The sequence below is a fragment of the Acinetobacter sp. S40 genome (assembly GCF_016624705.1).
Lineage (GTDB): Bacteria > Pseudomonadota > Gammaproteobacteria > Pseudomonadales > Moraxellaceae > Acinetobacter.
Window position 1 is genome coordinate 90,193 of record NZ_JACVTU010000002.1, and the last position, 14,513, is coordinate 104,705.

Genomic DNA, 14,513 nt, shown 5'->3' on the forward strand with positions numbered 1-14,513 from the left:
ATCTAAATGAATCAATCTCATTTGAATAAAAAACTTATTTTTACTGTACTAGCCACAACGATGCTGTGTACCCACTTACATGCAAAACCTGCTACTATTATAACCCAGCAAGCGAATAACTCAGTTTACAACACGCTGCCTTTTAGTGATAAAAAGGATTTTGAAGATGCTCAACGAGGACTATTACTTAAGCCTGAACATTTAACTATTAAAGATGAAAAAACGGGCAAAGTAATTTGGGATTTAGAGTCATTTAAACAATATATTAAATTGGAAAATCCAGCACCACCCTCCGTTAATCCAAGCTTATGGAGAAATGCACAACTGAATGTGCAATATGGTTTGTTTGAAGTAAAACCAGGAATTTATCAAGTTCGTGGTTATGATTTAGCAAATATAACATTTATACGCGGTAAAACAGGTTGGATTATTTTTGACGTTGGTAGCGTAAGTGAAACGGCTAAAGCAGCTTATGACTTAGTCACAGAAAAATTTGGCAAGCTTCCCATTGTAGCGGTGATGTATAGCCATCCTCATGTCGATCACTATGGTGGTGTCAAAGGTGTTATTAATGAGGCTGATGTAAAAAGTGGAAAAGTTAAGGTGATTGCACCGGATGGCTTTATGGAACATGCCATTAGTGAAGGCGTCATTTCTGGTAATGCAATGAGTCGCCGTGCAGTATATATGTATGGCGCATTATTACCACGTAGTGCGGAAGGTAGTGTAGGTGCAGGACTTGGATTAACCAATCCAGGTGGTACAACCACAATTATTGAACCTAATATTTTAATTAAAAAAACGGGTGAAAAACTAAATGTTGATGGTGTTGAAATGGTTTTCCAAATGACACCAGGTACGGAAGCACCCGCAGAAATGAATGTATATTTGCCAGCGTTTAAAGCAATGTGGATGGCAGAAAATACAACAGCAACCATGCATAACATTTTAACCCTACGTGGTGCTCAAGTTCGTGACGCATTAAGTTGGTCAAAATACATTAATGAAACTCGCGAGCTCTATGGCAAAGACATTGATGTAAAGTTTCAAAGCCATCATTGGCCAATGTGGGGTAATAAAAACATTGATGACTACCTAGAAAAACAACGTGACTTATATAAATACATTCATGATCAGTCTGTTTATTTAATGAATGAAGGTTATACAGGTGAAGAAATTGCAGAGAAAATTAAACTACCATCGAGTTTAGAAAATTTCTGGGAAGGTCGCGGTTATTATGGAACATTGAAACATAATTCGAGAGCTGTCTATCAACGATACATGGGTTGGTACGATGGCAACCCTTCTGATCTAGATGTATTACCCCCTGAAGATGCCGCTAAAAAATATGTAGAATATATGGGTGGTGAACAACAAGTGATGAACCGAGCAAAGAATGACTTTGCTAAAGGTGAATATCGTTGGTTGGCAATGGTGCTTAAACATGTGGTTTTTGCGAATCCAAACAACACAGAAGCAAAAAACCTCTTGGCAGATACTTATGAACAATTAGGTTATCAAGCTGAATCAGGTCCTTGGCGTTCAGTTTATTTACAAGGTGCTTATGAACTGCGAAATGGTATTCCTAATAGAGAAATTAGTGGTACTGTGAGTCCTGATACCATTCAAGGTATGCAACCTGACTTATTATTTGATTATTGGGGCGTTCGTTTAAATGCTGAAAAAGCCCAAGGTAAACGTTTGGCAGTAAACTTTGACTTCCCTGATCTAGGGAAAAACTATACGGTCACGCTTAGCAACTCTGTGTTGAATTACTCTACTGTTCCTGAGAAAAAAGTGGATGCTACGGTCACACTAAATAAAACAACCTTAAATGCTATCCAGCTAAAACAGGCAACGTGGCAGGATAAAATCAAATCAGGAGAGATTAAAATTAATGGTAATCAACAAGCGCTGGTTGATCTTGTTGGTTTAATTGATGACTATCCATTCTGGTTTAACATCGTGACTCCATAAAATTAAGTTAATCCGTTTTAGAAAGAATGCTTTTTTTCTATTTAATTCCAAAATAGATTGGCATTTATTTAAAGCAAACGCCTGATGAATTTCATTAGGCGTTTGTATTTTATAAATATAAATCTCTACCGCGCAAAGTTATTTATAAATTTTTGGAAGCCTTGGACGAAAAATAATTAAGATCAGACATTTTCAGTTATGAATGCTTTTTAGAATAATTACATCGTGCTTACATGAATTTTAGACATTAAAAAACCACTTAGGATTAGTACACCTAAGTGGTTGTTTTATATGGTGGGCCCACCGTGACTTGAACACGGGACCAACGGATTATGAGTCCGCTGCTCTAACCAACTGAGCTATAGGCCCAAATAACGTAACACATTGAATAATCAATGATTATAAGCGAAAAAAATATTAGCTAACTTGTTCATGAAACACAAGTGCTTCTTAATTTATCCAATATTAAATCGCTTTGATTTTACCCGAGTGATTCTATCCGATATAGATCATTCGAGTAAAGTTAAGATCCTGATTTTTGATCATTAAACCTTCAATTAAAACAATAATGTAATTCTTACAATTGGCTGTGCCTCCCCTCAGTTTGCTCATCTTCAATCAATAAACAAAATAATAATGATTTTCATATACTTGTGTTTCTAATTTTTACAAAAGTCACTCTTATCTCTTCTTTTTATTTACTCCGCATTTAACAACAATAGTGAGTAAGAAATGTTTCATGTCATTTCTGATTTTTGGCTTTAATAAAAAAGATTCAATTACATTTTGAGTACCACACAGCTATTAAAATTTATATATTTGATTCAATAAGTTGAGGAACATACCCATGTCTAATGTAGAATTTACAGATGTTGCCACTTTACGTCAAAGAGCACGTCAACATGTAGAAGAAGGTGCGGTAACTGAGGGTTATTCAGCAGATCGCGAAGAAATTCTTAAATTACTCAATGAAGCACTGGCGACTGAATTAATTTGTGTTCTACGCTACAAACGTCATTATTTTATGGCCCAAGGAGTTAAAGCATCTGTAGCTGCTGCCGAGTTTTTAGAGCATGCTACTCAGGAAGCTACACATGCAGATAATCTTGCAGAACGAATTGTGCAATTAGGTGGAGAGCCGAACTTTAGCCCCCGAGGTTTGGAAGAGCGTTCCCATGCTGAGTATGTAGAAGGCAGAACCCTCAAAGAAATGGTAACTGAAGATCTAGTTGCTGAACGTATCGCGATCGACTCTTATCGTGAAATTATTCAATATATTGGCGATAAAGATCCAACTACCCGCCGTATTCTTGAAGATATTTTGGCTCAGGAAGAAGAACATGCCGATGATATGGCTGATATTTTAAGTGATCTCTAGTCAGCTAGTTTGTTTAAATTATTCAAATACACCTAAAAAATAGATTCATCTCTTTCAAAACCAAAGCACGGCAGCATTTCATCTATTGCGATGTGTTTTGGTTTTTTATATAAGTCTACTGTACATCTGATATTATTTATTAAATATATACAATGTTGATGATTTATTTAGATTATTTATACATTAAAAACTATCTTTATGCCATTTTTATCTTATTGATTTAATAACACTTAGTGTTAAAATTTAATTTGAAATTTCAATAAAACTATGAATTATCAATAATATATACTCTTGAATATACTTTACAAATAAAGATAATAAGAATCACTCTTAACTCTCCTTCTTTGAACATTTAAATGCGAAAATATGCTTTAAACTATTCTATTTTATTAATTTTATTTTCTTTCCCATCAACATCATTAATAGCAGCAACACCTAATACGCCTATAGATGATACGAACTCGAATGTCTTACCTGTTATTTCTCTCAAAGCGAATGCAATAGATACTCAAATGGTAGCGACTTATGCTCATTCTGCTTTGAAATCTAATGCCTCAATTTTTGAAACTGCTCAATCTGTGAGTGTAATTACACGCGAACAATTAGATCAGAGACAAGCAACGACCCTTGCAGATGCAATCACTGGAGTAGCAGGTGTAAGTGCAGGTTATCTTGGTCGTCGAGGTTGGGATGATTTCTTTATACGAGGGCAAAACTCATCAGATCAAATTTTTATTGATGGTTTAAAACAAAGTCAATCTGCATCTGAAGGTGTCTCTGTTGAACTTTCTGGTATGGAGCAGGTGCAAATTATTAAGGGCCCCGCTTCCGTAAATTTTGGTTTGGTACAACCAGGAGGTATGGTCAATTTAGTCACCAAGCGGCCACAAGCGCAAACTTTCGCAAATGCAGCACTGACTTATGGAAGCTACGATCTTAAACAAGCAACGTTTGATATGAACTATGCGCCAAATCAGACAGAAAAAGGAGCTTTCCGTCTAACGGGTCGTATTGCAGATCAAAATGATCCCACTGATTATGTCTATTTTAAAAATTTTTATATCTCCCCTTCCTATAACTTTGATTTGGGAGATAATGCCGATTTATCTGTTATTGCAAGTTATCAGCATCGTGAATATATGCGTCAACAAGGCCTACCAGTCATTGGAACATTAAAATATAACCCCAATGGTTCAATTAACCGTGATTTATATATCGGTGAACCTGAATTTGGAGATTATGAGGGAGATGTTTACCGAACAGGCTGGACATATAATTATGCTTTTGATAATGGCTGGAGGTTTACTCAAAATGCAGCCATACAAAAACTGCAATCAACTGGCCGGGTTATTTTTACTCAAACAGGATCCACATTTTGGGTAGCAAATACTCCTGTCTATACTACGCTGAATCGTAGTAATAACGGCCGTTATCAGACACATGACATTACAACCTATTCAATTGATAACAGTATGCAACGTCGTTTTAATTTATGGAATTTGGATCATGATCTTAATATCGGTATAGATGCCATGCAAACCAAAGATGATTATGTCAATGATCGATACACCACAGGAAATCTAAACGTATATCAGCCAATCTACGGTCAGACCGTAAGCTATGTTAAGAACAATAGTACCGAAGATATTAATCGACTCCGCTATATCGGCTTTTATATTCGTGATCGCATTGATCTTACCGATAAAATAATTTTAAGTTTAGCAGGTCGTCAGGATTGGGCTCAAACTTCTACTCAAAATATTTCTAAAAATGGTATCACTAACAAATTAGAACAAGTGCAAAACGTTGATCAGAAATTTACTGGAAATGTCGGTTTACTCTATAACATCAATGACATGATTGCTCCGTATGCAAGTTATGCAACTTCATTTTTACCAAACACCCGAACAAATGTATTCGGTCATATTCTTGCTCCAGAAACGGGCAAACAAGTCGAATTGGGTATTAAGCTACAAAGTATAGATCAACGTATTCAAGCAAGTATTGCGTTATATGATTTATGCCGTCAAAACGTTGCCACCGCTGATCCCAATAATTCTGGTTCTTATGTTTTAAATGGTGAGCAGCAAACCCGAGGTATAGAAACAGAAATTAATGCTTATTTATTAGATCGCTTAAAACTATCTGCAAGTTATAGTCATCTATTTGATGCCAAAATTACAAAAGATACCCTGCTCAGTAATATTGGTTTGGCTCTGAATAATGTTCCACAAAATACTTATAGCCTGAGTTCTCGCTATTATCTTACTGAAAATGATTCTGGTTGGTATGTAGGCGGCGGGATTCGTGGAGAAAGCTCAAAATCATATAGCGGTCTGGATGTACATACACCATCATATTTGCTTTATGATGCAGAAACTGGTTATGAGGCGGCACTTTGGGGAGCACAACTATCCATCAAAAATTTATTTGATAAAGATTACTATGCAGGCTTACTCAATACCAATATGGTTACGCTTGGCAACCCAAGACAAATTAATTTTACAGTAAAATTTAAATACTAACATATTTCGTTAATTTTTTTAAATCATTAACTTGATGCTTTTAAGGCGCTCTATGCGCCTTATCTATACGTTTTCACTGGTCTTATTCTGCTTTCGATGTTTACGTGACTCAAAATAAAACTCTAACCCACTCCAAATGCAAATAATACAAAATACGCAACTTGCGACAATTATTAAACTCATCCACATTAAAACGTCCTTATTTTAATTGGTTGAAAATATTTATAAATCAATCCTAGATACGACTAAAGTCTAATCTGTTTTTTTAGCATCGGAATGGCATTTTTGTTCTTTTTTTAAACTTTATTTATATCATTTTATATTTTTTATAAATTAAAAATGGCGCATATTTGCGCCATTTTTCCTTTTAACAATTAGAATATTGAAGACGATATTCTAACGTTGTTGCTGATTAGGTTGCTTTTGCTGGTTTTTTTGTTGATTCGGATTTTGCTGTTCTTGCTGACGTTGTTGGTCAGACTGTTGGTTATGTTGAGGTTGTTTAGACTGATTCGATTGCTGATCTTGCGATTGACCTTGTTGACGTTGATTAGACATAACAATGTTCCTCATTTTTGCTTTTTAAATCACCTTAGTCATTTAGAAGTTGAGTTAAAACCCTAAGATGTACGTTCATGCTAGACCATAACTTCCGTTTACAGTAATTCGGTCTGTAAAATTGTTTAAAGTTATGTAAGACTCGAAAAATCGATGCTTAAGATATTTTTTTTGAACAAGAGTAGCTTAGCATATTCTGATTTAGTGGCCTGAGAAAATGGCTCACCTAATGTCACTTATACTTACTTAAACTTACGTCATCATTTGGTCTAAAATTTTATACATTCGTATAAAAACAGCTTTTGCTTCTTGTTTTTTCAATAAAGCTCCCTAAACTATGCCGATCTTTAGAGGATGTTCATCATGAAAAAGCAACTTGCCAAGTCTATTTTTAAGCTTTCTGGCTGGTCATATCACATCGAACCCAATACTTTGGAAAATAAACAAGTCATTATTGGATTTGAACATACCTCTAATATGGATGCCGTACTTTCACTCGCTCTTTTTGAAATTTTAGATATTAAAATCCACACACTGATCAAAAAAGAACTTTTTAAAGGTCCACTCAAACCTCTATTAGAAAAAATTGGGGGGATCCCAGTAGATCGAAAAGCAAATAAAGATATCGTCTCACAAATGGTCGAATTATTTGCAGAGCATCAAAGTTTTAATCTTGTTATCGCCCCAGAAGCAACTCGTGCAAAAAATGGCGAAACACGTAAACCTATTCGTACAGGATTTTGGCATATTGCAAAAGCAGCCAATGTCCCGATTGTACTGATGTATGCCAATGCCAAAACAAAAAAAGGGGGAATTTTAGGAAAAATTTATCCTTCTGATCTGAATCAGGATTTGGTGATGATCCAGAAGCTTTACAAAGAAAAAGTAGGGCTGGATATTTATATTCCTGAAATAAAAGATTAAGGTTTGTTGATTTTTCAAAAGGTAGCCTCTTTCTCCTAAAAATAGGCTTATGATAGAATCTGCACAATTTGATCTGGTACTTATACCAATCCTTAAGGAGCATATTGCAACATGGCAGGTCATTCCAAATGGGCAAACACCAAGCATCGTAAAGCAAAACAAGATGCAAGCCGTGCTAAAGTTTTTACCAAATATATTCGTGAAATTGTAACCGCAGCAAAATTAGGCGGCGGCGATGCAGCGAGCAACCCGCGTTTACGTGCTGTGGTTGAAAAAGCATTGTCGGTTAATATGACCCGTGATGCTATTAACCGTGCGATTCAACGAGGTGCTGGTGGTGAAGATAATGATGATCTGAATGAAGTGACATATGAAGGTTATGGTGTCGGCGGTGTTGCCGTTCTAGTTGAAACTATGACAGATAACCTAAATCGGACTGTACCCGATGTTCGTCATTGCTTTAGTAAAACCAATGGTAACCTGGGAACCAATGGTTCAGTATCTTATCTGTTCACTAAACGCGGTGAAATTACCTTTGAAGATGTATCTTTAGAAGACAAGATCATGGACGTCGCGTTAGAAGCTGGTGCAGATGATATCGAAATAGAAGAAGATGGTATTTTAGTCATTACCTCACCTGAAAGTTTTGGTGATGTACAAGATGCACTAACAGCAGCAGGTTTAAAATCTGATAATGCTGAAGTAGTTATGAGTCCATCGACCAAAGCTGAAATCACAGATATTGAACAAGCAAAACAAATCCTGAAAATGATTGATATGCTGGAAGATCTGGATGATGTTCAAAATGTTTATACCAATGTTGAATTTTCTGATGATGTATTAACGCAACTTGATGCTTAATCTTATCGGAGAAAGAAAGAACGCGCTTTATGCGCGTTTTTTATTTATAAATTTCAGTAACTTAAATTAAATATTTGTAATTTTGTTGCACTAGAACTTTAATGCTGCATTAAATTTTAATTGAATTTTTCAAAGCGTATTAAACAGATTCTTAAATTAAATTAGATTGCTACATAGTCATTTTGACCATGCAGCTCTAGATAGGTTTATTTCATTACTTTGAGTTATTGGGCTTGAAACATTAGAAGAGGTATTTTCCCCACACCCTACAAGACTAAGCATTAAAGCTAATAAAATTATCTTTTTCATGTAGTTTCCTTTTGTCTTAAAAATTTTATTTTATTTTTTAGTAAAAATATAGTCGAGATAATTCATTGTATTTTCAGATTTTGTGATCGGTTTCCTAATTTTATTTCTTTAAATACCCAATTTCAGTGATACTAATAAAAACTATAACTTTGTAATTTTAAATCTCAATATAAATCATTAATAAAGGAACTCTAAAATGACAATAAAAGTCACAAATAACAAATCAAACATAATTGAGGTTTGTATAAGCAAATGGGGGGATGATGGCGATACTAGTTATTTCTCTATCAAACCAAATTCAACTGAAACTTGGAATAGATCTGCTGATAAACCATTCATAATGCTGATAAAACAAGGCAATAAGTTATCAACATATTGTGTGTCTTCTAAAAGCAATATAGTGGTAGCGAATAGTGATGAGGTAAAAGACTTATACACCAATACTTATCTCACACCAATATTATTTCCTAATAGCGTCAAATTCACTCCAGAAAGTTTGCAATTATATAAAGAGCAATTTCCGCTAGATGAGGATATACAAAAAATTTCTTATGAGGAGCTTGTAAAACTTAATGATGGAAACGAGGTTGATTGGAATTTTTTGAAAACTCAAAATCTTCAAAATCAGTCAATCATGAATACACAAGACCTAACTATAAGTGAGTGCCATTTGTCCATCGGATATGTTGTTATGGATGCAATTTGTATAGCTATAGGAGGAATCGGGTTACGAAGCAGTTTTAATCGCGCCACTGCTCAAGCTGTTGCTATTGCGGCTGGTCCAGCAATCACACCAATAGGTCGTATTGTTAATGAGATAGCCAGAGACGGTACTAGCTTAGCTCAAAGAGCCAGAGGGATATTATCAATCCTCTCTACTCTTTATAGTACCAGTTGCCTTGGAGCGGTAATTAAGGCGTTTTTGGCTAGTCTGAAGTGGTATCAAATGATAATTTATGGGGCAACGGCGATGGCTACTATTTTAGCGGCAGTAGCAACTGATGGTGTCGCATTTGTAGCAGAAGTTGTTCTTGTGCTTGGAAGTTGCACATGGTTTGTTTTAGATTTGGTAAATTGTATCAATGTGTGCTCAAAATCTGGAGAGTCTTGTGAGTTAGCATAATATTTTAATAACTTAAAATGAGGTCTGTATTAATTATCAGACCTCTTTCCATCAAATTGTACCACTGTTGGTATTGAATTTCAGTAAAAGAAAATAATTGCAGATCCTATTTAAAAAAATAAAGGTGGAAAACGAATTTTCCACCCTCCAATTAAATATAAAACTATACTTAATTTCTACTTTAGAGATTGAGCTTAAATATTACTAGGTTCAAGCGTATAGAAGCTATCCTTCTGTTTAGACATTAAATTAATGAATTCAGGTATATTATTAATTGATAACGTGTACGGATTGAACTCATCAATATTATGTTCAGAAAAAAAATTGATTATTTCTTTATGATAAATAGCATATTTCATATGCCAATTGGAAAATAATTTATCTGTTACCTCCTCACAATACATTAACTCACAATTTTCATGACGAGGATCGTTTAAGATTTTGTTATGAAAAAGATCATTAATTTTGGTTTTATTACCTTCAAGACACTGAACGAAATAGCCATTTCCATAATAGAGTGCACCACAAATAAAATTTGGGGTATTAAAGTTTAATGCTTCAGTTAAAATATTGAATAATTCATTCATTGGATTATCACATTCTTTAAACTTACTAACATATAAAATTCTTGCATCGCTCATACTTGTCTCGATATATAATAATTTATAAAAAATTAAAATATTACAAATACTTGCTGAAGGGATCTGCAATTTTAATCACTTAAAGAATACTCTAAAAATCTGTCTAAAGTAAGGATTTAAGAAAAAATTCTATTTTTTTCAGAATTTTACTGTTTGTGTAGATAAAGTGAGAGTGACTGTATGTTAAAAATTTCAAAAAATAAAGATTTGTGAATAAACTATCTATGCGATAGGTAGCCGTGCCTTGTTAGTGGTATTGACCAGTTTCTAAGACATCTTTGCGATGTATACCCATAATAGTAAATTTCGATACTAGTTAAGTCAAGTTGGAGTTTTTTACATTTCTACAATATTATTTAATTATTAAATATTTAAAGTAGTAATAGCAGACTGAAATTTATCCATTCTTTTAGTCTGCCGTTTAGTGATTATAGCCACACTCGTACTTAGCCGTTCCAGAGTGTGGTTTTTTTATTTTTCTTTAATCCTTAGAGAAATATAGAGAAAATCAATAAGAATGATAGTTATTTGCAACACGTATCTGATCGTCAAAAATTACTTGAATTAAAGCAGGAATTGAAAGTGGATTTATAAGATATGGATTGAAATTTGGAATTTCTTGAGTTTTGAAAAATTGTTTAACTTTTACATTGATAGGGGCGTATTTCATGGTCCATTTATCGAAATTACGCAATTCAATAAAAGAACTGAATAATATTTCACATTCTTTATGTCTATGATCTTTATATATAAAATTATAATATAGATATTCTAGCTTATCTTTCTCACCTTCTAAATAATGTAAGAAAAATCCATTTCCATAATAAAGTACTCCAGTAATGTCATTTTCCAGATTAAAGTTTAAAGCTTCACTTAGAATATCCATTAAATCTTGCTGAATTTGATGGTGCCCGTTTTTAGTTTTACTTGCATACAACATGTTGAGCAAGCTCATTGAAACGCTCTAAAAAATTAGAAGATGAACTCGCAGAATGACACTAAATTTTGCGAATTACAATAAAAAAGTCATTTTTATATTTATATCTGAGAAACTATATCCCCTTGAGCTCTCTATCATCTAAAATGTTAGGTTGTCCCGGTGAAAAGACCTTTGAAGTTCTCTTGTCCTTAACTTCCCGATTGATCCCCAATTTATAGCTAATAATGTGTGAAAAAATCCCAGTTAAGGTTGATGAAATAAACATTGCAACTATTTCAAAACACGGATTTATAATAAAGATTGGAATAAATAAGGTTGAGTTTAAAATCAGAATAATTTTGCTTTTTTTATAATAAAAGTGGATAAATAGGCCAAAAATAAGTGATGTAGAAATCAAATTAAGATATTTATCTATATGCATAAAATGTAAAAAAATTATTAGAGAGCATAAAGAAACTATTGAAATTAAAAAAGCTAAAATATTTTTTAAAGACATTTAATTTCTCCTAATTGAATTAAGATGATCCTCCCTCGGCCCCCTGAGGGAGGATCGTTAACACATCAATTTATAATCTGAGATTCTTTTATATTATTAAGAAGTTTTATATTAAAAATTCAATCTTTATTCTTGATGAAGATCTCTTAATTAATTTTTCAGATTTCTGCCTAATACTAAAGAAGCCTTTTTAATGTGCTGGAAAAAATTATAGTCTTCTCTGGCTTACATTAAAGAAGCTAATGGCTTACATGATTGTAAGATATTACTTACATTTGTACATTAAATAATCAAAAATAACTTTATTTAATTGAAAGAATCTACTAAAGGCCATGCATTACTCAATCGCTCTGCATCAGCTGCGTGTTCGTCAGCTTTTTGTGCCACGTTTCGATATTCTGTGATGCAACTTTCGAGTATGTCACTGTTGGTATTGGTGTACTCAATGATGGTTTCGCGGGAAGCTGTGGGCATACGTTGTTTTGCAGTTGAGAGCTGCTTTGACAAGCTGATAGCAGCAGACTGAGCAGCACTAACATCAGACTGTATTTTCTTAATTTTGACATTGTAGTTTTGCTCCGCTTGGGTGATTTGTTCTGCCCACCTTCGTTCTTGCTGGGCTGCTTGGACTTTGGCTTTTTCAGCCGCTAGTTGTTGCTGAATGATGTAGTCTGCATGCTGTTGTTTGAGAGCTTTAATCTCCCCAACAAGTTTATTAACTTGACATGACTGAAATAAGCAGCAAATCAATAAAATGATGATTAAAGCCCAGCGCTTGTTTTCCAGAATCCACTTGACACAGACATAAAAAAAGCGCTTTATCGCGCTCAGAATTGATAGCCAGATCATTCAAGTTCCTCCATTTCGGGTAAGTCCACTGTCCTTCCAGCCAGCTCATGATGACAGTCAGTCAAAAACTGTATCTGCCCATTTCGGATAAATGAGTGACATTGATTAGAATGGCCTGCATTTACCATTAGAGACGGTGAAAATGTGGGCTTTTCAAAGTTGCCATCAAAGTCCCATCGAATTTTATGTTGTTGACCAAAATGCAATGGATGCAGATATTTGCATCCGGGACATTCAATAAAATAGATGCCATTTGACTCAAGCATGACTTTTGAAACTTTCTTGAATTCACTCATTAGTTAGCTCCCATGCATTTGTTATAGCGATCAACTTGTCGCGTCCAAACGCCATAACAACCATTGCTGTGAATAGAACAATCACGCTTTGCTACGTATTTCCATTTCAATAAAGATTTGCATGCAGCGATATATTGACCGGCTTTTAAATTTGATAGCATTGATGAGCCTTTCCACGCACTAATGCCGTATTGATATACAAAGTCGTTGTAAAGATCGTATTCAACTTGAGAGACTTTCACATTTTTTAAAGTCGCATTAAATGCTGGGGCGTTCTTTGAAATATGGCATTTCAGTTCTTGAAGCGCCTTTTCTTTTGAAATAGCAGGATCATTCAACGTTACTTTTTTTCCATTGCAGTAAACCGTGGTGCCGTTTCCAATGGTTGGAACATCCCCTTTAACTGGAATAGTTGGTTTTGGTGCATAGCCTTCTTTAATTGCCGTAGCACTCACCTGCTCATTGCTCACATCGGATATAAAAAAACCGCCAAAACTGGCGGCTACTATTGATCCAATGACAAAATACTTAGTCTTGTTCGACACGACATTCCCCTTTTAAGTTTGCCATACGTTGCTCATGTTCAATTTCCCGCAATTCAGCATCTCTTTTTTCGCGCTTGTTTTTTTGAATAGCAAAGTACAGTTGAATGAGTAAGCCAAGTGCTGCGATTGCTAAACCACCCCAAGCGATTACGTCTACTTTTGCAACAAAACCCAAAAAAGATGCACTCCCGCTAGTTACTGTTACTTTACTTGTAAGTGTTGCTGCGCTTGCTTCAATTGCTGATGTATCTGCCATGTTTAGCCCCTAATTTTGGCAATAAAAAAGCACCCGAAGGTGCTGTGAGATTTAGTTTGGTTAGTAGTTTGTTACATCTATTATCAAATTAAACGGAGATGATAAAGATTTTATTGCAGTGCGTGGTAATCGAGATGCCAATTCATTTCCTCCTGATGTACTTGATGAGCTTAGTTCTAATGTGGTGACAGTCGTACCCACACAAGTATTGAAGAGCGCCTTGGTTGAAGTTGAGATTATCGTAATCACATAAGAATTTGGATTAGGAGATGGAGATGCTGAATCTTCGATTGACGCGCTTTCTATATTGTACGCACAAGGCAACATAGCAAGTGTCTTTCCCGCAGGAACTGTTGTAACTGCATTGTTTTTTTGCTCGTGCGTTCCAATTACACGCATATACTTTAAGTTAGAATCAAAACAACATACACCTGTCAATGCATTAAATATCTGCCTTCCATAATTCTTGCCGCTAGTTGCACCACTGGCAAAAACATAAATCAGCGATGAACTTAAGTTGCTATCGTTAGTAACGTAAACCTTCACATTTAATGCTGTCGCCGAGGATTTTATTACCTCAAGAACAGCTATTTTGTTTTGTGATAAGCTGTGTGCAACTAACCAATTTGTAAGTGACGCACCAACTGTAAAAGTAAATTGGTATATCTTACCCTTATCACCAAGCGCTGGAAATAATCTACTAATCGTGGCTGCGTCACTCACTTCTGAAAAATTACTTATGCTTTGCTTAGAAATAAGAGAGACGTTTAAGAAATTATCACTTATCACTAATTTCCCGCTGTTTGCAGTGTATCTTTCAAAACCATAAGGCATA

The 14,513-nt window shown here is 34.7% G+C and carries 15 protein-coding genes and 1 tRNA gene; 6 read left to right on the forward strand and 10 right to left on the reverse strand.

What is annotated here, in order from left to right; genetic code table 11:
• Positions 1-6: 6 nt before the first annotated feature.
• The gene (locus tag IAE19_RS02980; protein WP_265092534.1) at positions 7-1,977 is read left to right on the forward strand and encodes an alkyl/aryl-sulfatase; all 1,971 of its coding nucleotides are present in this window, start codon (positions 7-9) and stop codon (positions 1,975-1,977) included.
• 292 nt (positions 1,978-2,269) lie between these two features.
• On the opposite strand, the gene IAE19_RS02985 is transcribed toward IAE19_RS02980, so the two are convergent.
• A tRNA-Ile gene (locus tag IAE19_RS02985) sits at positions 2,270-2,346 on the reverse strand.
• Positions 2,347-2,824: 478 nt separating this feature from the next.
• Between IAE19_RS02985 and IAE19_RS02990 the strand changes: the two genes are divergently transcribed.
• Both IAE19_RS02990 and IAE19_RS02995 read left to right on the forward strand, forming a co-directional pair.
• Positions 2,825-3,355: a ferritin-like domain-containing protein gene (locus IAE19_RS02990; RefSeq protein WP_005004097.1), complete on the forward strand. Its 531-nt coding sequence runs from the start codon at positions 2,825-2,827 to the stop codon at positions 3,353-3,355.
• Between the two features lie 356 nt (positions 3,356-3,711).
• Positions 3,712-5,880 (forward strand): TonB-dependent siderophore receptor, encoded by a 2,169-nt coding sequence (locus IAE19_RS02995; RefSeq protein WP_200459459.1) that lies wholly within the window; start codon positions 3,712-3,714, stop codon positions 5,878-5,880.
• Positions 5,881-6,276: 396 nt separating this feature from the next.
• Here IAE19_RS02995 and IAE19_RS03000 read toward each other — a convergent pair whose 3' ends face one another.
• Positions 6,277-6,438, reverse strand: coding sequence for a hypothetical protein (locus IAE19_RS03000; protein WP_200459460.1), 162 nt, complete (start codon positions 6,436-6,438; stop codon positions 6,277-6,279).
• Positions 6,439-6,801: 363 nt separating this feature from the next.
• Here IAE19_RS03000 and IAE19_RS03005 point away from each other — a divergent pair, with 363 nt between their 5' ends.
• The 3 genes from IAE19_RS03005 to IAE19_RS03015 all read left to right on the forward strand — a co-directional run bounded on the left by IAE19_RS03005 (position 6,802) and on the right by IAE19_RS03015 (position 9,655).
• Positions 6,802-7,362: a 1-acyl-sn-glycerol-3-phosphate acyltransferase gene (locus tag IAE19_RS03005; RefSeq protein ID WP_200459461.1), complete on the forward strand. Its 561-nt coding sequence runs from the start codon at positions 6,802-6,804 to the stop codon at positions 7,360-7,362.
• A gap of 111 nt (positions 7,363-7,473) precedes the next feature.
• A complete protein-coding gene (locus tag IAE19_RS03010; RefSeq protein ID WP_200459462.1) occupies positions 7,474-8,223 on the forward strand; it encodes a YebC/PmpR family DNA-binding transcriptional regulator in 750 nt (249 codons plus the stop codon).
• Between the two features lie 505 nt (positions 8,224-8,728).
• Entirely contained in the window at positions 8,729-9,655 is a 927-nt protein-coding gene (locus IAE19_RS03015) for a hypothetical protein (protein ID WP_200459463.1), read from the forward strand.
• 194 nt (positions 9,656-9,849) lie between these two features.
• On the opposite strand, the gene IAE19_RS03020 is transcribed toward IAE19_RS03015, so the two are convergent.
• From IAE19_RS03020 to IAE19_RS03055, 8 genes are all read right to left on the reverse strand, one after another.
• Positions 9,850-10,296 carry a BLUF domain-containing protein gene (locus IAE19_RS03020; RefSeq protein ID WP_200459464.1) on the reverse strand — a complete coding sequence of 149 codons (447 nt, stop codon included), beginning with the start codon at positions 10,294-10,296 and terminating at the stop codon, positions 9,850-9,852.
• A 508-nt stretch (positions 10,297-10,804) separates the two neighbouring features.
• Positions 10,805-11,251, reverse strand: a complete 447-nt coding sequence (locus IAE19_RS03025; protein ID WP_200459465.1) for a BLUF domain-containing protein — start codon at positions 11,249-11,251, stop codon at positions 10,805-10,807.
• 97 nt (positions 11,252-11,348) lie between these two features.
• Positions 11,349-11,732, reverse strand: a complete 384-nt coding sequence (locus IAE19_RS03030) for a hypothetical protein (protein ID WP_200459466.1) — start codon at positions 11,730-11,732, stop codon at positions 11,349-11,351.
• A 306-nt stretch (positions 11,733-12,038) separates the two neighbouring features.
• Positions 12,039-12,581: a hypothetical protein gene (locus IAE19_RS03035; RefSeq protein WP_200459467.1), complete on the reverse strand. Its 543-nt coding sequence runs from the start codon at positions 12,579-12,581 to the stop codon at positions 12,039-12,041.
• Positions 12,578-12,877: a DUF6527 family protein gene (locus IAE19_RS03040; protein WP_200459468.1), complete on the reverse strand. Its 300-nt coding sequence runs from the start codon at positions 12,875-12,877 to the stop codon at positions 12,578-12,580. Before IAE19_RS03040 ends, IAE19_RS03035 begins: the two co-directional genes overlap by 4 nt.
• Positions 12,877-13,422 (reverse strand): glycoside hydrolase family protein, encoded by a 546-nt coding sequence (locus IAE19_RS03045; protein ID WP_200459469.1) that lies wholly within the window; start codon positions 13,420-13,422, stop codon positions 12,877-12,879. The genes IAE19_RS03040 and IAE19_RS03045 overlap by 1 nt, the downstream gene beginning before the upstream one ends.
• Positions 13,406-13,678, reverse strand: coding sequence for a holin (locus tag IAE19_RS03050; protein WP_200459470.1), 273 nt, complete (start codon positions 13,676-13,678; stop codon positions 13,406-13,408). Before IAE19_RS03050 ends, IAE19_RS03045 begins: the two co-directional genes overlap by 17 nt.
• 60 nt (positions 13,679-13,738) lie before the next feature.
• A complete protein-coding gene (locus tag IAE19_RS03055) occupies positions 13,739-14,512 on the reverse strand; it encodes a hypothetical protein (RefSeq protein WP_200459471.1) in 774 nt (257 codons plus the stop codon).
• Position 14,513: the final 1 nt, after the last annotated feature.

What these genes read in the sequence shown, in the direction of transcription:
- IAE19_RS02980 (WP_265092534.1), top strand. Translation starts at nt 7, where the DNA reads ATGAATCAATCTCATTTGAATAAAAAACTTATTTTTACTGTACTAGCC.
- IAE19_RS02990 (WP_005004097.1), top strand. Translation starts at nt 2,825, where the DNA reads ATGTCTAATGTAGAATTTACAGATGTTGCCACTTTACGTCAAAGAGCA.
- IAE19_RS02995 (WP_200459459.1), top strand. Translation starts at nt 3,712, where the DNA reads ATGCGAAAATATGCTTTAAACTATTCTATTTTATTAATTTTATTTTCT.
- IAE19_RS03000 (WP_200459460.1), bottom strand. Translation starts at nt 6,438, where the DNA reads ATGTCTAATCAACGTCAACAAGGTCAATCGCAAGATCAGCAATCGAAT.
- IAE19_RS03005 (WP_200459461.1), top strand. Translation starts at nt 6,802, where the DNA reads ATGAAAAAGCAACTTGCCAAGTCTATTTTTAAGCTTTCTGGCTGGTCA.
- IAE19_RS03010 (WP_200459462.1), top strand. Translation starts at nt 7,474, where the DNA reads ATGGCAGGTCATTCCAAATGGGCAAACACCAAGCATCGTAAAGCAAAA.
- IAE19_RS03015 (WP_200459463.1), top strand. Translation starts at nt 8,729, where the DNA reads ATGACAATAAAAGTCACAAATAACAAATCAAACATAATTGAGGTTTGT.
- IAE19_RS03020 (WP_200459464.1), bottom strand. Translation starts at nt 10,296, where the DNA reads ATGAGCGATGCAAGAATTTTATATGTTAGTAAGTTTAAAGAATGTGAT.
- IAE19_RS03025 (WP_200459465.1), bottom strand. Translation starts at nt 11,251, where the DNA reads ATGAGCTTGCTCAACATGTTGTATGCAAGTAAAACTAAAAACGGGCAC.
- IAE19_RS03030 (WP_200459466.1), bottom strand. Translation starts at nt 11,732, where the DNA reads ATGTCTTTAAAAAATATTTTAGCTTTTTTAATTTCAATAGTTTCTTTA.
- IAE19_RS03035 (WP_200459467.1), bottom strand. Translation starts at nt 12,581, where the DNA reads ATGATCTGGCTATCAATTCTGAGCGCGATAAAGCGCTTTTTTTATGTC.
- IAE19_RS03040 (WP_200459468.1), bottom strand. Translation starts at nt 12,877, where the DNA reads ATGAGTGAATTCAAGAAAGTTTCAAAAGTCATGCTTGAGTCAAATGGC.
- IAE19_RS03050 (WP_200459470.1), bottom strand. Translation starts at nt 13,678, where the DNA reads ATGGCAGATACATCAGCAATTGAAGCAAGCGCAGCAACACTTACAAGT.
- IAE19_RS03055 (WP_200459471.1), bottom strand. Translation starts at nt 14,512, where the DNA reads ATGCCTTATGGTTTTGAAAGATACACTGCAAACAGCGGGAAATTAGTG.